The following is a 22,240-nucleotide window of genomic DNA, read 5'->3' on the forward strand; positions in this document are numbered from 1 at the left end:
TCATCAACCGTCCTTATGCCTCGTCCTCGTTCTTGCCCCGGACGATGATGTTGATGGGCGTGCCCTTGAACCCGAAGGCTTCCCGCAGCTGATTTTCCAGATACCGCTGGTAGGAGAAGTGCATGATCTCCGGTTCGTTGCAGAAAATCACGAAAGTGGGCGGTTTTACCTTCACCTGAGTGGTGTAGAGGATCTTCAGCCGTTTGCCTTTTTCCATAGGCGGCTGGTTCATGGCCACCGCATCGGTGACCACCTGGTTCAGCACGCTGGTGGAAATCCGCATGGCGTTGGCTTCCGCCGCATCCTTGATCATTTCCGGCAGCCGGCTGATCCGCTGCTGGGTCAGAGCGGATACGTACACCACATTGGCGTAGGGCATGAAGATCAGTTCGTGGCGGATGTTCTTGGTGAATTCTTCCGTGGACATCACCGTCTTGTTGGGATACAGATCCCATTTGTTCACCACGATTACGATGCCCTTCCCTGCCTCATGGGCATAGCCGGCGATTTTCTTGTCCTGTTCCGTAATTCCTTCCTCGGCGTTGAGTACCAGGAGCACCACGTCGCTCCGGTCCACAGCCCGGAGAGTCCGGATGATGCTGTATTTTTCGATGGGTTCGTCGATTTTCCCTTTCCGGCGCATGCCGGCAGTATCGATGAACAGGTAAGTCTGGCCGTCTTTTTCCACCGGCACGTCGATGGCGTCCCGGGTGGTGCCCGCCACGTCGCTGACAATGGAACGGGTCTGGCCGATAATATCGTTGAAGATGGAGGATTTGCCCACATTGGGCCGGCCGATGATGGCCACCTTGATCACGTCTTCATTGTCCTCGTCATCGTCGGATTCCGGAGGGAATTTCTCCACCACGGCATCCAGCAGGTCCCCCAGATTCAGCCGGTTGGAGGCGGAAATCAGGTAGGGTTCCCCGATGCCCAGGTTGTAGAATTCGTAGGCTTCTGCCTCCTGTTTGGGAGTATCTGCCTTATTCACGGCCAGCACCACCGGTTTTTTGGACTGGCGGAGCATTTTGGCCACTTCCATATCGTCGTTGGTAATCCCGGTACGGGCATCACACACAAACAGGATCACATCCGCTTCCCGCACGGCAATTTCCGCCTGCTGGCGGATGGAAACCGCAATGGAATCAGTATTCTGCATTTCAATGCCCCCGGTATCCACCATGGTGAATTTCCGGTCCAGCCATTCCGCGTCAGCATAGAGACGGTCCCGGGTCACACCGGGGGTATCTTCCACAATGGAGATCCGGCTGTCGGCAAATATGTTAAATAGTGTTGATTTGCCGACATTGGGTCTGCCGACAATGGCAACTATGGGTTTGCTCATGGAAAGAACCTCTTTCAGTTAAATTCATTTTTCCCCGTAGGGAAGAGCGCGGACCGCTGCGGCCAGGTCCCCGGTAACATAATACCGCACCTGCCGCAGGTCCTCCACTCTGGTACACCCGGTGAGGGTGTAAAAATCTTTCACAGCTTCCAGCAGCTGCCGGATCCAGTCTATGGCTCTTTGGGGTCCCCCGCCGTTCCGGACAAAACGGAGGATATTTCCAGCCATCCCCACAGCATTGGCTCCCAGCATCTGGGCCTTGAACACGTCCAGGGCCGTCCGGATGCCTCCCGAAGCGATAATGCCCTTTTGCCAGCCTTTGGCTTCCACCACTTCCAGAAGGGACAGGGCCGAAGGAATGCCCCACTCGATCAGTTCTTTGTTCCCTTCCCGGTTGCGGCAGCATTCAATGGCCGGGAAATTGGTGCCGCCGGCCCCGCCGGTATCCAGGATGGATACCCCGCAGTCCAGCAGCCGTCTGGCGTCTTCCCGTTCCATACCGCAGCCTGTTTCCTTCACGATTACAGGGACTTCCGACTGTTCACAGATAGCGGCGATCTGTTCCAGCCAGCGGGAAAAATCCCGGTCCCCTTCTTCCATGGCCAATTCCTGGGCACTGTTGAGATGGATCTCCAGGGCCTGGGCTTCCACCATGTCCACAGCCCGGCGGGCTTCCTCCGGAGTGGCCAGTGCACTGACGTTGGCAAAGATCACCCCGTCGGGATTCTCCTCCCGGACCACTTTGTAGGTGTCTGCATACTCTCCGGACCGGACGGCTCCGTACTGAGACCCTACGGCCATGGGACACCCGGTTTCCCGGGCGATCAGGGCCAGTTTCCGGTTCAGATGGGTGACTTTCTCCGCCCCTCCCGTTATGGCGTCGATCACCAGAGGGTGGGGCAGAATGCCCACCCCGGGCAGGCTGGTGGAAAGGTCCACTTTCCTCCGGTCCACCTGGGGCAGGCAGCGATGCATCACCTGCACATCAGAAAAGCCGGTGGCCCTTGGACCATCCTCAAGGTGCACGGCATACTTGATGTGATCGATTTTACGGCTCTCCCGGCTTTTCATCTGTATAAACCCCGCTTATTCCGACAGCTTATTTGTGAGCTTCTGCTTCGGCTTCCGCTTCAGCCAGTTTTTCACCCAGGCCCTGGGACAGAGTGCTCTTCTTGCCCAGATACTGACGCATTTCAGCCTTTTCGGCATCTTCCTTGGCTTTGGTGATGCTCAGGGCAATCTTCTTGTGTTCGGTATCCACACGCAGGACTTTCACTTTCACTTCCTGGCCGATTTCCAGAACATCTTCCGGTTTTTCAATCCGCTGTTCAGCGATTTCGGAAATGTGGATCATGCCTTCGTTCTTGTCGTTCAGTTTCACAATGGCACCGAAGGGCAGGAACCGTACCACAGTACCGGTCACTACATCGCCCACATGGAATTCCTTGGCAGCAGCCACCCAGGGATCTTCCTGGAGAGCTTTGATGGACAGGCTGATACGGCCTTTTTCTTCATCCAGGCCTTTGATGTACACATTGATCTTTTCGCCCACTTTGTACAGGTCAGCCGGTTTCACGCTGCGGTCCCAGGACACTTCAGAGATGTGCACCAGGCCCTGGACCATGGGAGCGATTTCCACGAACATACCGAAATCAACGATGCTCTTGATGGTCCCTTCCACAGTTTCGCCTTCATGGAAGGTCTGGAAAGCCTTTTCCAGGGCTTCTTTCCGTTCTTCTTCCCGTTTGGCTCTTTCTTCTTTATAGGCAGCGTTCTTGGCAGCCCGTTCTTCACGCAGGACGTTTCTCCGGGAGAATACCAGACGTTTCTTTTCCGGGTTGATTTCCAGCAGGGAAACTTCCAGGTCTTTGCCTTCATATTCCTTCACATCATCCACATGCTTCAGATCCAGATGAGAAGCAGGGATGAAGCCAGTCAGTCCATCATAGGAAACAGTCAGGCCGCCTTTTACAGCCCGCAGGCCTTTTACCTGAACAGTCTTCTTGTCAGCCAGTTCTTCCGGCAGTTTCAGCCAAGCCTGGTCAGCTTCAGCCTTGATTTTGCTCAGAACAACCAGACCATCCTGGTTTTCGCTGGCAATAACCTTCAGGGTCACTTTGTCGCCCGGTTTCACAGTGGGGGCTACGGTGTCCTTGGTCCCACCCAAAGTCCATTGGTCGAAGGCCACAGAACCTTCACTCTGATACCCGAAGTCTACCACGACCTCATCATCGGTCACCTCTACCACGGTAGCCTCCACAATCATGCCAATGTGCAATTTCATGCATTCCTGTTCGCCCAACAAACTTTCCATCGTTTCCATAGTTCCAATAGCCTCCTCAATAATTTCCTGCGGCGTCGATGCGCCAGCAGTGATGCCAATTTTTTGTGCTCCGGCCAGCATCGGTCCAGTGATCTCGCTGGCGTCCTGCAAAAGATAGGAACGGGGGTTGATTTCCCTGGCCAGTTCCCACAGGTGTCTCGTGTTGGCACTGTTCTTGCCGCCAAACACGAAGAAAGCATCTGTTTTCCCTGCCAGCTGCCGTGCGGCAGCCTGTCGTTCTGCGGTGGCAGTGCAAATGGTTCGCACGACTTTATAGTCGCCCGGACGTTTCTCCTGAGCCATTCGAAGCAGAAGGTTAAACTTCTCAGCTTCAAAAGTCGTCTGACTGACTACCCCAAACTTATCTTTTTCAGGAAGAGATCCAAGATCATCGGGTGTTTCGATGATCACAGAATCGCTGCCTGCCCAAGCCTTGATACTTTGCACCTCAGGATGACGCTTCTCCCCAATAATGATGACAAAACGGCCTTCGTCCGCCAGTTCGGCAGCCGTTTTCTGTGCTTTCCGCACATGAGGACAAGTGGCATCGATGACTTTCAGTTCCCGCTGGCGGGCCTCCTCATAAAGAGCAGGGCCCACACCGTGGGATCGGAATATGACTGTATCGCCAGCCGCGAATTGCGCCAGCTTCTCCTTGCATTCTACACCTTGCTGTTTCAGTTTTTCGACAACACGGGGATTATGAACCAATTCACCCAGAGTGGCAATACTATCATTATACCCTTTTGCTTGCAGTTCTGCAACGTGTATTGCTCTTTTTACTCCATAACAGAATCCGCAGGGGTCTGCAACATAGATTTTCATCCGTCAATTATCGCTGTGCGCGTCCATAAGAGCCTGGATTTCCTTCATCAGCTCTTCGCTCAGCTCCTCCACTTTCAGTTTGTTTCCCTGTTCGTTTTCCAGCTTCATGGGCTTGCCGAACACCACGGTGATCCTGGGCCAGAAGCTTTTCCGGCGTTTCAGGTCGCTGCCCAGGATGCAGGTGGGCACCACTTCCGCCTTCCCCTTCAGGGCAATGGCCAGAGCCCCGGGCTGGGCTTTGCCCAGTTTCCCGTCCCGGCTCCGGTGGCCTTCCGGGAAGATCCCCAGCACCTCTTTGTGCTTCAGGATGGTAAGAGCTGTCCGGATGGCATGGGCATCCCCTGCTCCCCGGTGGACCGGAAAGGCTCCCAGGCTTTTGTACAGGGTTCCCAGCACCGGTACGAACAGCTCACTTTTGGCCATGAAATGGACCGGCCGGGAAGAGGCCGTGCCCACCATGGGCGGGTCCAGCAGGCTTACGTGGTTGCAGGCGATCACTACCGGTCCCTCTTTGGGGATGTTGTCCCGGCCAATGACCCGGAGCCGGTAAATGATCCGGAACAGGATGGAAAAAATCAGCTGGACAAAGCGGTACCACATGTTACAGCACCTCTCTGGCCATGGCGGCAATCTGTTCCGTCACCTGATCGATGGAAAGATGGGTGGAATCCAGATACCGGGCGTCTTCCGCACACCGGAGGGGAGAAATCTCCCGGTTTTCATCCAGGGCATCCCGCTGGGCGATCCGTTTTTCCAGGTCTTCCAGGGATACCTCCGTACCCTTTTCCTTCAGTTCCAGATACCGGCGCCGGGCCCGTTCCTCCACGGAAGCGGTCAGGAACACCTTCAGCTGGGCCTGAGGGAATACCACGGTGCCGATGTCCCGGCCGTCCATGACCACGCCGCCCTCACAGCCGATCTTCCGCTGGGCCGCCACCATGGCTGTGCGCACCCCGCCTACAGCTGCCACTTTGGACACGTTCCGGGACACTTCCAGGCTGCGGATGGCATCGGTGACTTCCTCCCCGTCCGCAAAGACCCGGTTCACTCCATCAGCGTACCGGAAGGTAATGGCAATCTGGTCCGCAATGGAAGTGACCGTCTCGTCGCTGAAAGGCTTCCCGCTTTCCAAAAACCGCAGGGTCACCGTCCGGTACATGGCTCCCGTATCGATGTAGGCATAGCCCAGAAGGGCCGCCACCTTTTTGGCGATGGTGCTTTTGCCGGCTCCCGCCGGGCCATCAATGGCAATGATGATTTTTTTCACACAGATTCCTCTTTTCCATCCAAAGCGGCGTGAGTCCCTGCCACACAGCCTGACGAAAAGGCTGCCTGGAGGTTGTAGCCGCCGGTATATCCATCCACATCCATCAGTTCTCCGGCAAAGTATAGGTTGGGCACTTTTTTGGAGGCAAAGGTGGAGGGATTGATTTCTTTGGTGCTTACGCCCCCGGCGGTGACAATGGCTTCCGCCAGGGGACGGGTGCCGGTCAGGGGCACCATGAAGTTTTTCAGGGTCTCCACCAGACGCTGCCGCTCCTTCCGGGTGATCTGGTTCACTTCCTGCTCCGGTTTCAGGCAGGCGGCGTCGATGATCACCGGGATCAGGCTCTGGGGCAGCAGATCATGGAGTCCGCTTTTCAGCTGCTTCCGGCTGTATTTGGCAAAATCCCGCTGGACCCGGGCGTCCAGCTGTTCCGGAGCAAGGGCCGGCTTCAGGTCGATGGACAGGTCCAGGAGAGCCTGGGGATCCTTCTTCCAGGCGGTGGAAGCCGCCCGGGACAGGGTCAGCACAATGGGCCCGCTGACCCCGAAATGGGTGAAGAGCATTTCCCCGAATTCCTGGCCCAGCACCTTGTTTCCCTTCAGCAGGGTGGCCCGCACGTTCCGCAGGCTCAGGCCCTGGAGGGACCGGATCTCCGGGTCGTCGCTTTCCAGGGGCACCAGGGCCGGCCGGGGAGGCACAATGGTGTGCCCGGCTTCCCGGGCCAGGGCATACCCGTCCCCGGTGGAACCGGTCCGGGGATAGGAAGCCCCGCCGGTGGTCAGGACCACCGCATCCGCAGGGATCATCTTGCCGTCCCCGCAGACCACCCCTGTGACCCGTCCCTGTTCCAGTACCAGTTCCCGGACCCGGGTGTTGGTCCGCAGTTCCACCTTCTTTTTCCGGAGGATCTTCTCCAGGGTTTCCACCACATCCAGGGCCCGGTCGCTCTGGGGAAACACCCGGCCTCCCCGTTCCACCTTCACCGGCAGTCCGTTTTCTTCCAACAGCTCCATTATATCCCGATTGGTGAAGGTATGAAAAGCCCCAAATAAAAATTTTCCGTTTCCCGGCAGCATGGGGATCATGTCCCTCATGTCACAGGCGTTGGTGATGTTGCACCGTCCCTTGCCCGTGATCATCAGTTTCCGGCCGGGCATGGCCATTTTTTCCAGGAGCAGCACCCGGGCTCCGTTTTCCGCCGCCTTGATGGCCGCCAGGATCCCGGCTGCTCCGGCTCCCACAATCACAACCCGCTTCATTTGTTATCCTGTCCTTCCAGGGAGGCTACTTCTTCGGGAGTCAGTTCCCGGAACTCTCCTTTTTTCATCCCCTCCAGGGTCAGGTCTCCCACCTGGATCCGTTTCAGGGATTTCACCGGGAATCCAATGAAGTCGCACATCCGCCGGACCTGCCGGTTCCGTCCCTCATGGATGGTCACTGTGAACCGGGTCAGGTTTTTGTCCGGATTCCATTCCTTCACATATACCACCGCAGGAGAAGTGAGCCCGTCTTCCAGGGGCACCCCCAGCCGGAGCACGTCCAGTTTTTCTTCCGGCACCCGGCCGTGGACTTCCACTTCGTAGGTCTTGTCCACATGGTGGCTGGGATGGGTAAGATGCTGGGCCAGCTCCCCGTCGTTGGTCATGAGCAGCAGCCCTTCTGTGAGATAATCCAGCCGTCCCACCGGGTACAGCCGCTGGTGGAGCCCCGCCATCAGATCCGCCACCGTCCGCCGGCCCTGGGGATCCTTCATGGTGGTCACCACCCCTTTGGGTTTGTACAGCAGGTAGGTGTGCCGGGCGCTTTTCCGGTGGATGGCCTTCCCGTCCAGGGTGATTCGGTCCGCCTTCCCCACCCGGGTGCCCAGTTCCGTCACCGTTTTTCCGTTCACCTGCACCCGTCCGGCCAGGATGATCTTTTCACATTCCCGGCGTGAAGCCACACCGGCGGCTGCCATGACTTTCTGGAGCCGTTCTTTGGTTTGTTCCATATGGTTGTCTAATCCTTTCACTCAGTCAAATAAAGGTTCCGGTTCTTCCAGCCGGCCTTCCAGCACTTCTTCCGGCAGTTGGGGCAGATCCTCCAGGGAATTGAGGCCGAAGGCCTTGAGGAATTCCTCCGTAGTGCCGTAAAGGATGGGCCGGCCGATTACTTCCTTCCGGCCCACTTCCCCCACCAGGTCCAGTTCCACCAGGGTGCTCAGCACCCCGTCCACCTTCACCCCCCGGATGGCTTCCATTTCGCTTTTGGTCACCGGCTGCTTGAAGGCCACAATGGCCAGGGTCTCCATGGCTGCATTGGACAGCTTCACTTCCTGTTTTTCCTGGAGCCGGCGCACCAGGCCCGCCGCTTCCTTCTTGGTTACCAGCTGCCAGCCTCCCGCCGCCTGGCGCAGTTCGATGCCCCGGCCGGCCTGCTGGTATTCCTGCTGGAGGGTTTCCAGCAGCTGGGCCACTTCTTCGGTGGAACAGAACAGGGCCCCTGCCGCCCGCTCCAGGGTCAGGGGATCCCCGCTGGCAAAGAGCAGGGCTTCCAGCTCAGCGGTTTTCTTCAGTTTCATGGGCCTCCTCCTTCCGGGGTTCCAGGACCATGGGCCCGAAAGGCTCTTCCTGGATCAGATCGATTTCCTTCAGCCGCAGCAGTTCCAGCACGGCCAGGAAGGTGGCGATCACCTCGCTGTGGTTTTTCCGGTCCTGGAGCAGCTGGCGGAAATCCATTTTTTCCTTTCTTTTGCCCAGCGTCTCCCGGATGGCCTCCATCCGTTCCTGGACGGGGAATTCCTGCCGGGGAATCACCGTTTCCTCGTCCTCCTGCCGGGGCATGAGCCCGGCCAGGGCCCGGAGCAGGTCCGCCAGGCCGTACCGCTTCACCTTCTGGAGCACCTTTCCCTGGGGTTCCGGAGACCGGGCGGTCTGGAGGCTGGCCCGCTGGAGACATTCCCGGAGAGCCTGGGCCAGCTTTTTGGTTTTCCGGTATTCCACCAGCATGTCCACCAGCATCTGCCGGGGATCCGGTTCTTCCTCCCCCTCTTCCTCCGGGTCCCGGGGCAGCAGCATCCGGGATTTGATCTGGAGCAGGATGGCCGCCATCAGCAAAAATTCGCTGGCCACGTCCAGGTTGTATTCCTGCATGGCATTGATGTAGGCAATGTACTGCTCCGTAACGGAAACAATGGGAATATCATAAATATCGATTTTGTCTTTTTCAATCAGGTGGATCAGCAGGTCCAACGGGCCCTGGAAATCCGCCAGTTTCACTTGGTACACAGGCCGCCTTCTTCCCGGTCAGAACAGAAACAGGGCCAGGATTCCCCGGCACAGCTGGAGATACAGAGTGGACAGCGGATTGATCACCAGGCCCACGATTCCGGTAAAGCACAGGATGATCAGGATCAGGTTGGTATAGGGCCCCACCATCCGCTCATAGGCCAGGGCCTTGTCCAGAGGCAGCGCCGTCTGGAGCACCTTGTATCCGTCCATGGGGGGAATGGGGATCAGGTTGAAGAAGGCAAACCATACATTGTACAGCATGAGCCAGTTCAAAAACAGCAGCACGCCCCGGCCGGCGTTGAAGTACCGGGCCAGGAACAGCTGGAGGAACATGGCCAGAAAGGTGACGAACAGATTGCTGGCCGGGCCTGCAAAAGCCACTTTCAGCATCCCTTCCCGGGGGTTGGGATAATACCGGGGGTCCACCCGCACCGGTTTGGCCCAGCCAAACCCCACCAGTACCAGCATCAGGGACCCGATCAGGTCCAGATGGGCCAGGGGATTCATGGTAAGCCGTCCGTCCGATTCGGGAGTAGGGTCCCCCAGGCTGGCGGACATGGCCCCGTGGGCATATTCATGGACCGTAATGGTAAACAGCAGCGCCGGGATCCGGTAGATCAGAGACGCATCCAGATTGAGCATAGGGAAAATTTCCTTTCCATTAGGTAGAATTCAAATCAGAGCCGGCGCAGCCGGCCTCCTGCGGCCGCTGACCGTTGACAGCTGACGGGGCAGCAGCCCCATATCCCTATCATACTACCATAAAGCCGAAAAAGGGTCAAACTGCATCCTGCAGCCTGACCCTTTTCCCCATTTCCTTATTTTTTGTGTTCTTTCAGCCCATCCCGCAGGTATTCGTTGAGAATCCGTACATAGGTCCCTTTCATTCCCAGGGATTCGGTTTCCAGCACCCCGGCGCTTTCGAATTTCCGCAGGGCGTTGACGATCACGCTCCGGGTGATCCCGGCCTGGTCGGCGATCTTGCTGGCCACCAGCAGTCCTTCGTCCCCGGGCAGTGCCTTGAGGATTTCAGAAATGGCTTCCAGTTCGCTGTAGCTCAGGTTGGAGAAGGCGATCTGGACCATGGCCTTCTTCCGGCTGGCTTCTTCAATATGCATGGCTTTGTCGTGGAGCAGCTGCATGCCGATGACCGTAGCGGCATATTCGCTGAGCAGCAGGTCGCTGTCCACGAATTCTTTCTTGAATTTCCCCAGGATCAGGGTCCCCAGACGGACACCGTTCCCGAAAATGGGCACCACCGTGGTGTATTTGCTTTCAAACAGGCATTTGGTCCCTTCGCTGAAAGCGCACATGTTCTTCACCAGACGGTAGTTGGAAGACGTTTCCCGGATTCCTTCCAGCCATTTCACATAGTCGGCAGGGAAACGGCCCACATCCAGCACTTTTTTGATCATCAGCTCGCATTCAAAGCCGTCCAGGATGGAGTAGCCCAGCAGCTCTCCGTCGCTGGAGACGATGTAGATGTTCGCCTTGATGACGTCCTTCAGCACTTCCGCCATCTTTTTGTAGCTGACGGTTTCCGTGTTCTGAAGCAGTTTGTTGATCATACGCGTTTTTTCCAGTAAAGCTAACATAGTAAGTCCCTCCTAGGCCCTTGGATGATGTTTCTCATAGACTGCGGTGAGACGTTCCGCCGTCACATGAGTATAAATTTGTGTTGTGGATAAGCTCACATGTCCCAGTAATTCCTGTACAGCCCGCAGATCCGCCCCGTGATCCAGCAGATGGGTGGCAAAGGTGTGCCGTATGGTGTGGGGGCTCACATGTTTCTGCAGGGCACACATGTCCACGTATTTGTCCAGGATCCTCCGTACGCTCCGGCTGCTGAGAGGTGTCCCCCGGCTGTTCACGAACACAGCCTGATGAGGAGCTGCCTGGTACCGGACCATCAGCTGCCTTCGGCTGCGGCGGAGATAGTCTTCCATGGCCGCCACACAGGGATGCCCCAAAGGCACCAGCCGTTCCTTCCGGCCCTTCCCCATCAGGATGGCATACCGGTTGCCCAGATCCACCCGGGTCAGCGTAAGTCCCACCAATTCGGAAACCCGGCAGCCTGTAGAATAGAGGAATTCCAGGATGGCCCTGTCCCGGCGGCCCAGGACAGTGGTACAGTCCGGCATCCGCAGCAGGAGATTAATTTCAAATTCTTCCAAAAATACAGGCAGCTTCTTTTCCAGTTTGGGAGTCCGCACCTGGGTAAAGGGATTGGTCTTCACCCGGTCTTCCCGCCGGAGATACCGGTAGAAAGAACGAAGAGAAGAAATCCTTCGGGCGATGGTCCGCCGGGCCAGTTTATCATCGTGCATCAGCGCCAGATAGGAACGGATGTCCAGGACAGTGACCTGGGGCCAGCTGAAAGATTCCTTCCGCCGGACCATAAAGTCTCTGAAATGCCGGATATCCGCCAGATAATTCTCAATGGTCAGGGGGGAGGCGTCCTTTTCCACCTCCAGATAGGTGGCAAAGTCCTCCGCCCATTTCCCAAGTTTTTCTGAGGAACCCGGAGTATGTGTCAGTTCCATGGCAAGCCTCAAATTGTACGAATTTTATTGAATTCCCGACAATTCATACTACCATATTCAGACTAATCATGCAAGTTATTTTTTACATTTTCGAGAAAGTTTAGACTTCTGGCAGCTATAGCCGCATTTTTCTCTTTTTTCCCCCGGATCCTGGGGCCATCCCAGGGGGCGATCAGCCCGAAATTAATGTTCATAGGCTGGAAATGCTTTACCTCCGGGTTGCTGATGTAGTGGCTCAGGGCTCCCATGGCAGTCTCTTTGGGGAACAGCACCTGTTTTTTCCCGGCTATGGCCCGGGCAGCATAGATTCCCACCGCCAGACCGGAGGCGGCGCTTTCCACATACCCTTCCACCCCGGTCATCTGACCGGCAAAATAGAAATGAGGCCGGTTCCGGAGGGAATAATCCGGGTTCAGCAGCAGTGGACTGTTCAGGTAGGAGTTTTTGTGCATCACCCCGTACCGGACGAATTCCGCATTTTCCAGTCCCGGGATCATCCGGAACACCCGTTTCTGTTCCGGCCATTTCAGATGGGTCTGGAACCCTACGATGTTGTACAGGGTCCCGGCCCCATTGTCCTGGCGGAGCTGGACCACTGCATAGGGGTCCTCCCCGGTCCTGGGATCCGGAAGTCCCACCGGCTTCAGAGGTCCGAACCGCATGGTGTCTTCTCCCCGGAGGGCCATTTCTTCAATGGGCATGCAGGCTTCGAACACATTGTGCTCGAAATCCTTCACCGGAGCCGTTTCTGCATGGCACAGTTCCTGCCAGAACCGGAGGTATTCCTCTTTGGTGAAAGGGCAGTTGTAATAAGCCGCTTCCCCTTTGTCGTACCGGGAAGCCTTGTACACCTTGTCCTGGTCCAGGGAATCCACGGTGACAATGGGGGCCGCCGCATCGAAGAAATGGAAGTAATCCTTTTCCACCAGCTGCTGGATGGCTTCGGAAAGGGCCCCGCTGGTGAGAGGTCCGGAGGCGGTGATTACATAGTCCTCCGGAGCGAACCGGCTGTAATCAGTGACCTCTTCTTCCACCAGGGTCACCAGGGGATTTTCCCGGATGGCGTCAGTGACGGCCTGGGCAAACCCTTCCCGGTCCACTGCCAGGGCTCCCCCGGCAGGCACCTGGTGGGCATCGGCGCAGGCGATGATCAGGGAATCCAGCCGGCGCATTTCCTCCTTCAGCAGGCCCACGGCGTTTTCAATGTTGTTGGCCCGAAGGGAATTGCTGCATACCAGCTCACTGAACAGGGCCGTATGGTGGGCCGGGTCGCTTTTTTTCGGGCGCATTTCGTGGAGCATCACCGGGATCCCCCGGCGGGTCAGCTGCCAGGCCGCTTCACAGCCTGCCAGCCCGGCTCCGATAATATGGACGGTCATGGAAATTTTCCTTTCATTTCTTCTTCAGGGAAGCGTTGGGGCACTTCTCTTTGCTGCAGTGGAGCACGGTCTTTCCGCTGCGCTCCTTGTGTTCCACCATCATGCTGCCGCACTGGGGGCATTTTTCGTTGGTGGGTTTGTCCCAGGAGGTGAACCGGCAGGTGGGATAGTTGGCGCAGCCATAGAACAGCCGTCCCGTCTTGCTGTGCCGTTCGATCAGATCCCCGCCGCACTGGGGGCACTTCACCCCCACTTTCACCAGGATGGGCTTGGTGTTCCGGCATTCCGGGAATCCGGGGCAGGCCAGGAACTTGCCGTGGCGGCCTTCCTTCACCACCATGAACCGGCCGCATTTCTCACATTTCACATCGCTGACGATCACGGGCTTTTCCACCACCGGGATGTTTTCATCCGCCACCTTCAGAGCCTTTTCAAAAGGACCGTAGAATTCCTGGAGCACCGTTTCCTTATCGGTCTTGTGCTCGCTGATGGCATCCAGTTCGCTTTCCATATGGGCGCTGAAGGGCACGTCGATGAAGGGGGAGAAATACTGGGTCAGCATGTCGATGGTGAGTTTCCCCAGTTCCGTAGGCAGCAGCTTCTTCCCTTCCTTGGCCACATAGCCCCGGGCCAGGATGGTCTGGATAATGGGCGAATAGGTGCTGGGCCGGCCGATGCCCTTTTCTTCCAGTTCCTTGACCAGGGTGGCTTCGGTGAAGTTGGCAGGGGGTTCCGTAAAGTGCTGGACCGCCTCGTTCACCCGGATCAGGTTCATGGCCGTGCCTTTTTCCAGAGCCGGAACCTTCTTGTCCTTTTCCTCGTCCTTCCGGTCCGCCAGCTTCAGGAACCCGTCGAACTTTACCACGGAACCGGTGGCCCGGAGTTCGTAATTGTCCCCGGCAATGGTCAGGGTGGTGAGGGTGCTGACGCTGCTGGCCATCTGGCTGGCCACCGTCCGCTTCCAGATCAGGGTGTAGAGCCGCAGCTGATCCCGGTCCAGATAGGGCGCCACATCTTCCGGAGTCCGGCTCACACTGGTGGGACGGATGGCTTCATGGGCTTCCTGGGCATTCTTCCGGCTGCTGTACACATTGGGTTTCTTGGGCAGGTAACTGGGACCGTAATTGGCATCCACATAGCCCCGGATCTCGCTGACCGCCGCATCCGCCAGGTGCACCGAGTCGGTACGCATATAGGTAATGAGCCCTACAGAGCCTTTCCGGCCCAGGGTGACCCCTTCGTACAGCTGCTGGGCCAGCATCATGACCTTTTTGGTGGAAAAGTTCATCTTTTTGTTGGCTTCCTGCTGGAGACTGCTGGTGGTGAAGGGAGGCGCCGGTTTCCGCAGCCGGTCCCGGACAGAGCAGTCCGTCACCTGGTAGCTGGCCTTCTTCAGGTCTTCCGTCACCTGGTCCGCTTCTTCCCGGTTGTGGATTTCCAGTTTCTTCCCATCCCGTTTCACCACATCCGCCGTGATCTTGGGAGTCTTGCCGGGAGCCAGCACCACGGAAGAAGTCCAGTATTCCTCCGGTTCGAAGTCGTCGATGAGCTTCTGCCGGTCGCAGATGATCTTCACCGCCACGCTCTGGACACGGCCGGCGCTGAGGCCCTTCCGGATCTTCCGCCACAGGAGAGGGCTCAATTGGTACCCTACGATCCGGTCCAGGATCCGCCGGGTCTGCTGGGCGTCCACTTTGTCCATGTCGATGGACTGGGGATCCTTCAGAGCCCCTTTGATGGCGGTCTGGGTGATTTCATGGAAGGAAATCCGGCAGGGAGCCGCCGGATCCACCCCCAGGATGTAGCTCAGGTGCCAGGCAATGGCTTCCCCTTCCCGGTCCGGGTCCGTTGCCAGATAGATTTTGTCGGCTTTTTTGGCCAGGGTCTTCAGTTCCTTGATTAAAGGTCCTTTCCCCCGGATATTGATGTATTTGGGAGTGAAATGATGCTCTACGTCAACACCGAACTGACTTTTGGGCAGATCCCGGAGATGGCCCATGGAGGCCCGTACCGTAAAGGTCTTGCCCAGAAATTTTTCGATGGTCTTGGCTTTCGTAGGGGATTCCACAATGACCAGTTTATTCGTCACGATTTTCTCCTCCTAAACTGCATGATAGCGATTGCGGCTGTTCCGCTGGACCCGGCCGGACAGTTCCAGCTCCAGGAGCAGGGTACTGAGCACGGCCAGGGGCCAGGGGAATGCATCGGCCAGTTGTTCCAGGGAACTGCCCTGGTGTTTCTGGAGCCAGCGGCACAGGGCCCCGGCTTTTTCTTTTTCATCGGGAGCGAAATCCCGGAACAGGTCCGGTTCTTCTCCGGCCTGGGGCAGAGTTCCCTCTTCCGGCCCCAGCAGGCTGGTGAGTACTTCCTGGGGATCATCCCCCACCCGGGCTCCCTGCTTCAGGAGATGGTGGGTGCCCTGGCTGGTTTCGGAAAAGATGGGCCCGGGGACGGCGAACAGTTCCCGGTTTTCGTCCAGAGCGGCATGGGCGGTGCTCATGGCCCCGCTGCGGATGGCAGCTTCCACCACCACCACTGCCCGGCAAAAGCCCACGATGATCCGGTTCCGCAGAGGGAAGTTCTGGGGCAGGGGCGGAGTCCAGGGGGCATATTCCGTCACCAGGGCTCCCTGCTGGGCGATCCGGTCAAAAAGCCGGAGATGGCGCCGGGGATACAATTCCCCCAGTCCGCCGCCCAGTACGGCCACTGTGGGGCCGCCTGCATCCAGGGCCGCCTTGTGGGCCGCCGCATCGATGCCGTAGGCGCCCCCGCTGATCACCGGCACCTGCCGGAGGGCCGCCGCCCGGGCAAACCGGGCGGCCACGGCCAGACCGTAATCCGTGGCCTTCCGGGACCCTACCACCGCCACACAGGCCGGCTGGTCCGGCAGGGTGCCCTTTACATAGAGCACTGGTGGAGGAGCGGCCAGCTGGTCCACCAAAACCGGGTAGTCCGGATTCCACCGGCTGATCACCCGGGCCTGGTGATGCTCACACCAGTCCCAGATCCTTTCCGGCAGATTTCTCCGGTGGGGCGACTGCCAGACCTTGTCCAGAGCCGGGCTCCAAAGCCCCGCCTCCTTCAGTTCCCCTGTCCCCGCCTTCCAGGCTTTTTCCAGAGACCCGAAGGCCTCCCGGAGCAAAGGTACCCCCTGAGGGGCCTCGTAGCTCAGCAGATCTGCCAAGGCTGCACAATACACATCTTCCATAGGCTCACATCCCTTGCTGCATATAATAGAAGTTTTCTACGCCTGCAAACGAGTATTAGTATACATGGAAACTGTCTGAAAAATCAAGAGGGGTTGTTGCACGTTGTATGAACAACCCCTGTCACCGGTCTCCTGTTACCGGCCGCTGGCCGCTGGAAAGGACCCGTAACTGACGGGTCCTTTTGAAGAGAAACGCAGCCCTTGCACCTTCCCCCCTTTTATTGTATGATATTCACAAACAATTTATGTTTTCTGTTTGCCCAATGTTCGGCAAATTTCAATTCCTGAAGGAGGAACTTTCCATGCCCGCATCTCTTAACGCCACCCCGTCCGGGGAACGTGTCCATATTGGTCTGTTCGGCTGCCGGAACGCCGGCAAATCTTCTCTGATCAACGCCATTACCGGCCAGGACCTGGCCATTGTGTCCGACTACAAGGGCACCACCACCGACCCGGTTTCCAAAGCCATGGAAATCCTGCCTCTGGGGCCGGTACTCCTCACCGACACCCCGGGGATGGACGACGACACGGACCTGGGCCAGTCCCGGATCGAAAAGGCCCGGCTGGTACTCCGGAGCACGGACATCGCCCTGTTGGTGGTGGATGCGTCCACAGGCATGAATACTTTCGACCGGAAACTGCTCCAGGAAATCCGTGACCGGAAGATCCCCTACCTGGTAGTGTTCAACAAATGCGACCTGGTGCCCAGCTTCACCCTGCCGGAAGACCTGAAGGATCACAGCATGCTGGTCAGTGCCCAGGCGGGTACCCAGATCTGGGAACTGAAGGAACGGATCTCCCAGGCCCTGGGAAAAGATGGGGTGAAAAAGCCCCTGCTCCTGGACCTGCTGGAACCCAATGCCCTGGTGGTGCTGGTAGTGCCCTGCGATGAAAGCGCTCCCAAGGGACGGCTGATCCTGCCCCAGCAGCAGACCATCCGGGAACTCTTGGACGGCCACTGCAGTGCCGTTGTGGTCCAGCCCCAGGAACTTCCGGGAATCATCAGCCTGTTGGGCAAAAAGATCAGCCTGGTAGTTACCGACAGCCAGGCCTTCCATACTGTGAACCAGATGGTGCCTCCGAAGATCCGGCTCACCAGCTTCTCCATTCTGTTTGCCCGGTACAAAGGCCAGCTGGCCGCCTTCCTGGATGGAGCCCTGAAGCTGAAAGACCTGAAGGACGGGGATCCGGTGCTGATTTCCGAAGGGTGCACCCATCACCGGCAGTGCAACGACATCGGTACCGTAAAGCTGCCCAACTGGATCCGGAAGTATTCCGGGGCACAGCCTGACTTCCATTACAGCAGCGGCAAGGGATTCCCTGACGACCTGAGCCCCTTCAAGCTCATCGTCCACTGCGGGGCCTGTATGCTGAATCCCCAGGAAGTGGCCTACCGGCAAAGTGCCGCCCATAAACAAAACATCCCCATGACCAACTACGGCATAGCCATAGCCTGTATGAACGGGATCCTGCCCAGAGTCCTGGCCCCGTTTCCGGAATTGGCGGAGAAAGTGAAATAACGGGGGTGTGAAAATCCACACCCCCGACTAAAAGGGCTGTGAAAAAATGATTCCTCATTTTTTCACAGCCCTTTTTCACCCCTGCAGCGCCGATATATCCCTGTCCACGTCCACCGATACTGTGTAGCCTGGATACAGCTTCCCCACTTCTTCTTTCAGTTCCTGGACGATGGGTCCCCGGTCCCGGCCGAAGGTAACCACCACGTCGAACCGCATGGTCTTTGCTTTCCGGTCCACATAGAACCCGTGGACCTGGAGGGCCCAGGGGTGCCGCATCACCATCTGGCTCACTTTTTCCCGGATGGCTGCCGCCTCCGGATCCCGGGTATTGTAGGAATACACTGTTACCCCGGACAGATGGACCCCGGTGGCCTTGAAGATTTTTTCATGGATCCGGTGGGTCAAAAGGTCCACCTGTTCCACGGTCATCACATCCGGCAGTTCGATGTGCACAGAGGCATAGTTCCGGCCCGGTCCGTAGTTGTTGATCATCAGATCATAGGCCCCCTGGATTTCCGGTTCCGCCACCAGGAGATTCTTGATTTCCCGGACCAGCTGGGGATCCGGCCTCTCTCCCAGGATTTCATTCAGGGTATCCCGGAGCATCCCATAGCCACTTTTCAGGATGAAACAGGCAATCAGGGCCCCTACATAGGATTCCAGAGGGAGCCCCCATTCCAGATACACCAGAGCCGCCACCAGTACGGAAAAAGACAGTACCGCGTCAAACAGGGCATCGGACCCGGACCCGATGAGAGCTCCGGAATCCGCCTCCTGGCCTTTGGCCTTTACATACCGGCCCAGAATGATCTTGGCAATGACCGCCACCACCAAAAGGATCAGAGAGGCGGTGGTGTATTCCGGCACCTCCGGTTCGATGATTTTTTTCACACTTTCCACCATGGCCGTGACCCCGGCATAGAAAATGATGATGGAAATCACCAGGGCACTCAGGTATTCATACCGGCCATGGCCAAAGGGATGTTCAAAATCCGGGTTCCGGTCCGCCAGTTTGGCCCCGGCCACGGTGATCACCGAAGACAGCACGTCCGACAGGTTGTTCACCGCATCCATCAGGATGGCAATGGAGTTGGTGGAAAACCCCACCACCGCCTTGAACCCGGCCAGGAGCACGTTCACTCCGATACCGATGAAACTGGTCCGCAGGATGATGGATTCCCTGCGGCCCTTTGCCAATGAAATACCCATAAGAACCAGCCAGCCTCTCTCGTACAGAATTGCTCCCATTATAGCACAAATGGAAGGGTTGGAAAACGCCCCTGGCGTTTTCCTTCCCAATAGAAAGGCCGCCGGAACCTCCGGCGGCCTTTGTCAATGGTCAGCTGTCAATGGTCAGCGGCCCTCCCCTTCTCCCGTTTCAGGATCGTGGCCAGTTCCGGGTCTTCTCCCAGGTCCACCGGGCCGAAATTGGTGTGGTTCCCTTCTCCGTCCCAGCTGCACAGCATATACCCCATGGTATTGGCGTCATATTCCACCGTATAATACCGGGGATTTTCTCCCTGGAGCCCGTGGACCAGGTAGGCCCGGGGGCACAGAGTGTTGAAGTTCCAACCCGCTTCAAAGGGAAAATGCATCCGCAGCACATAGAACTGGGGGTGCCCCGTATGTTCATTGCGGATCTCCAGTCCTTCCGCGGTGAAGTCCTCTTCCTGATAGAACCTTTCGTTCTCGTCTCCGGTTTCCGGCAGATCCGCCAGAACACTGGCACACAGGGTTCCAAAAGCATTCCCCAAAAGGAAAGGACTGATCTGCTTCCCTTCCGGATCCGGATAAACCACAGCCGGGAAGAACTGGTGTTCCAGGAAATACAAAGGGTTCATGAGAATCCTCCTTTTACCCTTCCACCTCGACCAGTTCGATCTTGAAATTCAGTTCCTTGCCGGCCATTTCGTGGTTGGCATCGAAGGTAATGGTGGATTCGGTCTTTTCCGTAACCCGTACCGGGATCTGCTGGCCGTTGGGGGTGCCCAGGGCCACCCGCTGGCCCACTTCCAGGTTTTCCGAACCGGGCATCTTGGCAATTTCCACGGTGAGGATGTTCTGGGGATTGGGCTGGCCATAGGCCTCTTCCGGCATCAGGTGGATGTTCTTCACTTCCCCTACAGCCATATCCCGGACCGCATCATCGAACCCCTTGATCATCATGCCGGCCCCGACCACGAATTCCAAAGGCTCGCCCCGGTCATAGGAAGAATCGAATTTGGTCCCGTCGTTCAGGGTGCCTTCGTAATGGACTTTGACTTTTTTGTTTTCGTTGCTCATGGTTTTCTCCATTCTGTCAGTTTTTATAGTCAATCGTGTTAATTGTACCGTACTGGACGGGGAAAGTAAATGGCAAGAAAGGCCGCCGGTAAGTCCGGCGGCTTTTGTCAACGGCCGGCGGCCGATGGTATGTGTCAACAAGTTCTCGGTGAATCCTTCATCGCCGTATAGTTATTTAGAAATGGGGTTAAAATTTTTTATCGTTGCTTTGAGGTCGACGACGTAGGGGTTTCGCCGCAGGCAAACCCGTTCCGGCCGCCCAGAGGGCAAAAACTTCTATACCCATACACCCGCGAGGACTCTCCGCCGGGAGGGCAGACCCGTTCGTCCCTGGCGGGAGGCTCACAGCCTATCGCCTTGCCCTGATGGTCAAAGGCAGCGGCTACGGACCAGGAAGCCAGACCCTATCGCCCGCGTGCTCCACCCCAGGAGCGACAACACCCGATGTTGTCCCGCCGACTCCTCCTGGGCCTGCCCTCCCGGCTCCCGAAGAATCGACGTATACCCGCACAAAGTACCAGCAAGGCCGGAGGCCAAGTCCGCCCTGCAGGGGCGGGGGACCGGGCTTGCCCGGTGGTGGGGGCATGAGGTCCTGAAAGGACCGAATACCTTGGCGGGGGTACGGTCACACTTTCCAGGGATACAACAATGGAAACTGCAAACCCTGAGGCCTTGCTCTTATCCGTACACTCCATTGTTGTCTGCCGGTCCTGCGAAGTATCGGCTGTCGCCGATGCCCCCACCACCATCCTTGCGGATGGTCCCCCGCCCCTCACAGGGCGGACTTTGGGACCGTCCTTATCACCAGTTCAGTACTGCGGCCAAATGTCCCATGGGACTGCTTCTGGGTCCGTAATTGGCAATGCAGCACTGGTGGACACCTACGTGAGGGACAAAGAGCGTTTTTTTCAGGGCTTCCCGCACAGCATTCCGGTACTCTTTCCGGTTTTTCAGCAGCATACCGTACAAGTCCCCTGCCAGGGCCTGCTCCAGGTCTCCGTTCTTCAAACCACTGATCACCTCGACCATCGCCAGACCGCCGTCTTTGCTCCAGCGCCGGCCCTGCTTCTTCATCCGGTAAGTGTACGTCCGATGGTTGCTCTCACATGTTCCCAGTCCTTTCTGGTACTCTTCCAGTCCTTCCCGCATTGCCAGGGGCGTCAGGTATTCCCAGTTCCGCTCCAGGTAAACCCGCAGTTTCCTAACGTTCTCTTCCTCGTCGGCGTTGCTGGTTTCTCCTTCCAGCATGTCCAGGCAGCAGCGGACGTCTTCCAGATTGTGTTTCCAAACCTTTTACCGAGAACTATTTTACACTAAGAAGGCCGCCGGTTGGTCCGGAGGCCTTTGTCAGCGGTCAATTGTCGATTGTCAATGGGCGTTGGAGATCAGATGCTCCCCCATCTGGTTTTAAACTTATCGGCCTCTTGACGACCGTATTTGCTGGTACAATGGAACAATCCCATCCAGCCAATCAAATCCATTCCTTACAGGAATGCACCGTTGCAGACCTGGATGACCTGTCCTTTGACATGTTTTCCCATATCCGATGCCAGGAACAGACAGGCATTGGCCTGATCTTCCGGTTCACATTCCGGTCCCGGGAAATACACAAAATGCTTGCTGTATTCCAGCATTTTGGCGCCTCCCGGCTGCTTGCCCGCTTTGTTGGCCAGGTGAGCCGGGGTAATGGTGGATCCGGGAGCCACCGCATTGATCCGGATATTGGTATCGATCAGCCGCATGGCCACATTCTTGGTCAGCGTATTGATGGCGCCTTTGGAGGAAGTATAGGAAGCTCCACAAAAAGGCCGGGTCCCGTTTACAGAAGAAATATTGATGATGCACCCTTCATTTTTCGGCAGGAAGATTTTCAGGGCTTCCCTTATGAACCGGAAGGGTCCGAACACATTGGTTTGGTACACATATTCCAGCCATTCATCATCGGTTTCATCGATCATCTTCTGTTCCCCGATGGCTGCGTTGTTGATGACGACATCCAGATCTCCGTAGGTTTCCAATGCCATCTGGAATACCCGCTGTACATCTTCCAGATTCTTGTTGTCCGCCGCCACTCCGGTTACTTCATATCCTTTGTCCCGGAGCGCTTTTACCGCCGCTCCCAATTTTTCCTGGCCACGGGCAGTCATGATCACTTTGGCCCCTTCCCGGGCAAACACCTCAGCCATGGAAAAGCCCATACCGTAACTGGCTCCCGAGATAATGGCCACTTTTCCCTCCAGCATCTTTGCATCCATTGATTGTTTCCTCCCTATCTTGT

The 22,240-nt window shown here is 57.1% G+C and carries 21 protein-coding genes; 1 reads left to right on the forward strand and 20 read right to left on the reverse strand.

Annotated elements, in window-relative coordinates:
* Window positions 1–13: 13 nt before the first annotated feature.
* The 15 genes from der to dprA form a co-directional block, all read right to left on the reverse strand.
* Window positions 14–1,345: a ribosome biogenesis GTPase Der gene (der, locus tag ACTQY5_RS01845; RefSeq protein ID WP_022488336.1), complete on the reverse strand. Its 1,332-nt coding sequence runs from the start codon at window positions 1,343–1,345 to the stop codon at window positions 14–16.
* A 24-nt stretch (window positions 1,346–1,369) separates the two neighbouring features.
* Entirely contained in the window at window positions 1,370–2,416 is a 1,047-nt protein-coding gene (gene fni, locus ACTQY5_RS01850; protein WP_154488523.1) for a type 2 isopentenyl-diphosphate Delta-isomerase, read from the reverse strand.
* A 28-nt stretch (window positions 2,417–2,444) separates the two neighbouring features.
* A complete protein-coding gene (locus ACTQY5_RS01855) occupies window positions 2,445–4,493 on the reverse strand; it encodes a bifunctional 4-hydroxy-3-methylbut-2-enyl diphosphate reductase/30S ribosomal protein S1 (protein WP_022488338.1) in 2,049 nt (682 codons plus the stop codon).
* 3 nt (window positions 4,494–4,496) lie between these two features.
* Window positions 4,497–5,093 (reverse strand): lysophospholipid acyltransferase family protein, encoded by a 597-nt coding sequence (locus ACTQY5_RS01860; RefSeq protein WP_022488339.1) that lies wholly within the window; start codon window positions 5,091–5,093, stop codon window positions 4,497–4,499.
* A 1-nt stretch (window position 5,094) separates the two neighbouring features.
* On the reverse strand, window positions 5,095–5,760 hold the full coding sequence (gene cmk / locus ACTQY5_RS01865) for a (d)CMP kinase (RefSeq protein ID WP_022488340.1): 666 nt from the start codon (window positions 5,758–5,760) through the stop codon (window positions 5,095–5,097).
* Window positions 5,757–7,019: an NAD(P)/FAD-dependent oxidoreductase gene (locus ACTQY5_RS01870; protein ID WP_154488525.1), complete on the reverse strand. Its 1,263-nt coding sequence runs from the start codon at window positions 7,017–7,019 to the stop codon at window positions 5,757–5,759. Before ACTQY5_RS01870 ends, cmk begins: the two co-directional genes overlap by 4 nt.
* Window positions 7,016–7,750: a pseudouridine synthase gene (locus ACTQY5_RS01875; RefSeq protein ID WP_154488526.1), complete on the reverse strand. Its 735-nt coding sequence runs from the start codon at window positions 7,748–7,750 to the stop codon at window positions 7,016–7,018. Before ACTQY5_RS01875 ends, ACTQY5_RS01870 begins: the two co-directional genes overlap by 4 nt.
* A gap of 21 nt (window positions 7,751–7,771) precedes the next feature.
* Entirely contained in the window at window positions 7,772–8,320 is a 549-nt protein-coding gene (gene scpB, locus ACTQY5_RS01880) for an SMC-Scp complex subunit ScpB (RefSeq protein ID WP_022488343.1), read from the reverse strand.
* Entirely contained in the window at window positions 8,298–9,026 is a 729-nt protein-coding gene (locus ACTQY5_RS01885) for a segregation and condensation protein A (RefSeq protein WP_022488344.1), read from the reverse strand. The genes scpB and ACTQY5_RS01885 overlap by 23 nt, the downstream gene beginning before the upstream one ends.
* Before the next feature lie 18 nt (window positions 9,027–9,044).
* Window positions 9,045–9,671: a site-2 protease family protein gene (locus ACTQY5_RS01890; protein WP_022488345.1), complete on the reverse strand. Its 627-nt coding sequence runs from the start codon at window positions 9,669–9,671 to the stop codon at window positions 9,045–9,047.
* A 176-nt stretch (window positions 9,672–9,847) separates the two neighbouring features.
* Entirely contained in the window at window positions 9,848–10,624 is a 777-nt protein-coding gene (gene codY, locus ACTQY5_RS01895) for a GTP-sensing pleiotropic transcriptional regulator CodY (RefSeq protein ID WP_022488346.1), read from the reverse strand.
* Between the two features lie 12 nt (window positions 10,625–10,636).
* Window positions 10,637–11,572 (reverse strand): tyrosine recombinase XerC, encoded by a 936-nt coding sequence (xerC, locus tag ACTQY5_RS01900; protein WP_022488347.1) that lies wholly within the window; start codon window positions 11,570–11,572, stop codon window positions 10,637–10,639.
* Window positions 11,573–11,634: 62 nt separating this feature from the next.
* Window positions 11,635–12,951: a methylenetetrahydrofolate--tRNA-(uracil(54)-C(5))-methyltransferase (FADH(2)-oxidizing) TrmFO gene (trmFO, locus tag ACTQY5_RS01905; RefSeq protein WP_022488348.1), complete on the reverse strand. Its 1,317-nt coding sequence runs from the start codon at window positions 12,949–12,951 to the stop codon at window positions 11,635–11,637.
* 13 nt (window positions 12,952–12,964) lie between these two features.
* Window positions 12,965–15,040, reverse strand: coding sequence for a type I DNA topoisomerase (topA, locus tag ACTQY5_RS01910; protein ID WP_308664225.1), 2,076 nt, complete (start codon window positions 15,038–15,040; stop codon window positions 12,965–12,967).
* 12 nt (window positions 15,041–15,052) lie between these two features.
* Window positions 15,053–16,159 (reverse strand): DNA-processing protein DprA, encoded by a 1,107-nt coding sequence (gene dprA / locus ACTQY5_RS01915; protein WP_154488527.1) that lies wholly within the window; start codon window positions 16,157–16,159, stop codon window positions 15,053–15,055.
* A 302-nt stretch (window positions 16,160–16,461) separates the two neighbouring features.
* On the opposite strand from dprA, the gene hydF reads away from it, so the two are divergent.
* Complete coding sequence (gene hydF / locus ACTQY5_RS01920) at window positions 16,462–17,679, forward strand: [FeFe] hydrogenase H-cluster maturation GTPase HydF (protein WP_022486703.1); 1,218 nt, start codon at window positions 16,462–16,464, stop codon at window positions 17,677–17,679.
* A 75-nt stretch (window positions 17,680–17,754) separates the two neighbouring features.
* Here hydF and ACTQY5_RS01925 read toward each other — a convergent pair whose 3' ends face one another.
* The 5 genes from ACTQY5_RS01925 to ACTQY5_RS01945 all read right to left on the reverse strand — a co-directional run bounded on the left by ACTQY5_RS01925 (window position 17,755) and on the right by ACTQY5_RS01945 (window position 22,217).
* A complete protein-coding gene (locus tag ACTQY5_RS01925) occupies window positions 17,755–18,888 on the reverse strand; it encodes a cation diffusion facilitator family transporter (protein WP_308664226.1) in 1,134 nt (377 codons plus the stop codon).
* Window positions 18,889–19,025: 137 nt separating this feature from the next.
* Window positions 19,026–19,520, reverse strand: a complete 495-nt coding sequence (locus tag ACTQY5_RS01930) for a hypothetical protein (protein ID WP_022486705.1) — start codon at window positions 19,518–19,520, stop codon at window positions 19,026–19,028.
* Window positions 19,521–19,533: 13 nt separating this feature from the next.
* Entirely contained in the window at window positions 19,534–19,962 is a 429-nt protein-coding gene (locus ACTQY5_RS01935) for an FKBP-type peptidyl-prolyl cis-trans isomerase (protein ID WP_022486706.1), read from the reverse strand.
* 801 nt (window positions 19,963–20,763) lie between these two features.
* Window positions 20,764–21,237, reverse strand: coding sequence for a UPF0236 family transposase-like protein (locus ACTQY5_RS01940; protein ID WP_441368731.1), 474 nt, complete (start codon window positions 21,235–21,237; stop codon window positions 20,764–20,766).
* Window positions 21,238–21,446: 209 nt separating this feature from the next.
* Window positions 21,447–22,217, reverse strand: a complete 771-nt coding sequence (locus ACTQY5_RS01945) for an SDR family NAD(P)-dependent oxidoreductase (protein ID WP_288311535.1) — start codon at window positions 22,215–22,217, stop codon at window positions 21,447–21,449.
* Window positions 22,218–22,240 lie beyond the last annotated feature (23 nt).

It is taken from the genome of Acidaminococcus sp. HCP3S3_H5, from assembly GCF_052122235.1.
Lineage (GTDB): Bacteria > Bacillota > Negativicutes > Acidaminococcales > Acidaminococcaceae > Acidaminococcus.

Excerpts from the sequence above, each read along its gene's own strand:
- ACTQY5_RS01925 (WP_308664226.1), bottom strand. The coding sequence starts at position 18,888 with ATGGGTATTTCATTGGCAAAGGGCCGCAGGGAATCCATCATCCTGCGG.
- ACTQY5_RS01875 (WP_154488526.1), bottom strand. The coding sequence starts at position 7,750 with ATGGAACAAACCAAAGAACGGCTCCAGAAAGTCATGGCAGCCGCCGGT.
- ACTQY5_RS01860 (WP_022488339.1), bottom strand. The coding sequence starts at position 5,093 with ATGTGGTACCGCTTTGTCCAGCTGATTTTTTCCATCCTGTTCCGGATC.
- ACTQY5_RS01945 (WP_288311535.1), bottom strand. The coding sequence starts at position 22,217 with ATGGATGCAAAGATGCTGGAGGGAAAAGTGGCCATTATCTCGGGAGCC.
- der (WP_022488336.1), bottom strand. The coding sequence starts at position 1,345 with ATGAGCAAACCCATAGTTGCCATTGTCGGCAGACCCAATGTCGGCAAA.
- ACTQY5_RS01855 (WP_022488338.1), bottom strand. The coding sequence starts at position 4,493 with ATGAAAATCTATGTTGCAGACCCCTGCGGATTCTGTTATGGAGTAAAA.
- ACTQY5_RS01890 (WP_022488345.1), bottom strand. The coding sequence starts at position 9,671 with ATGCTCAATCTGGATGCGTCTCTGATCTACCGGATCCCGGCGCTGCTG.
- trmFO (WP_022488348.1), bottom strand. The coding sequence starts at position 12,951 with ATGACCGTCCATATTATCGGAGCCGGGCTGGCAGGCTGTGAAGCGGCC.
- xerC (WP_022488347.1), bottom strand. The coding sequence starts at position 11,572 with ATGGAACTGACACATACTCCGGGTTCCTCAGAAAAACTTGGGAAATGG.
- ACTQY5_RS01935 (WP_022486706.1), bottom strand. The coding sequence starts at position 19,962 with ATGAGCAACGAAAACAAAAAAGTCAAAGTCCATTACGAAGGCACCCTG.
- ACTQY5_RS01930 (WP_022486705.1), bottom strand. The coding sequence starts at position 19,520 with ATGAACCCTTTGTATTTCCTGGAACACCAGTTCTTCCCGGCTGTGGTT.
- hydF (WP_022486703.1), top strand. The coding sequence starts at position 16,462 with ATGCCCGCATCTCTTAACGCCACCCCGTCCGGGGAACGTGTCCATATT.
- codY (WP_022488346.1), bottom strand. The coding sequence starts at position 10,624 with ATGTTAGCTTTACTGGAAAAAACGCGTATGATCAACAAACTGCTTCAG.
- scpB (WP_022488343.1), bottom strand. The coding sequence starts at position 8,320 with ATGAAACTGAAGAAAACCGCTGAGCTGGAAGCCCTGCTCTTTGCCAGC.
- fni (WP_154488523.1), bottom strand. The coding sequence starts at position 2,416 with ATGAAAAGCCGGGAGAGCCGTAAAATCGATCACATCAAGTATGCCGTG.
- dprA (WP_154488527.1), bottom strand. The coding sequence starts at position 16,159 with ATGGAAGATGTGTATTGTGCAGCCTTGGCAGATCTGCTGAGCTACGAG.
- ACTQY5_RS01870 (WP_154488525.1), bottom strand. The coding sequence starts at position 7,019 with ATGAAGCGGGTTGTGATTGTGGGAGCCGGAGCAGCCGGGATCCTGGCG.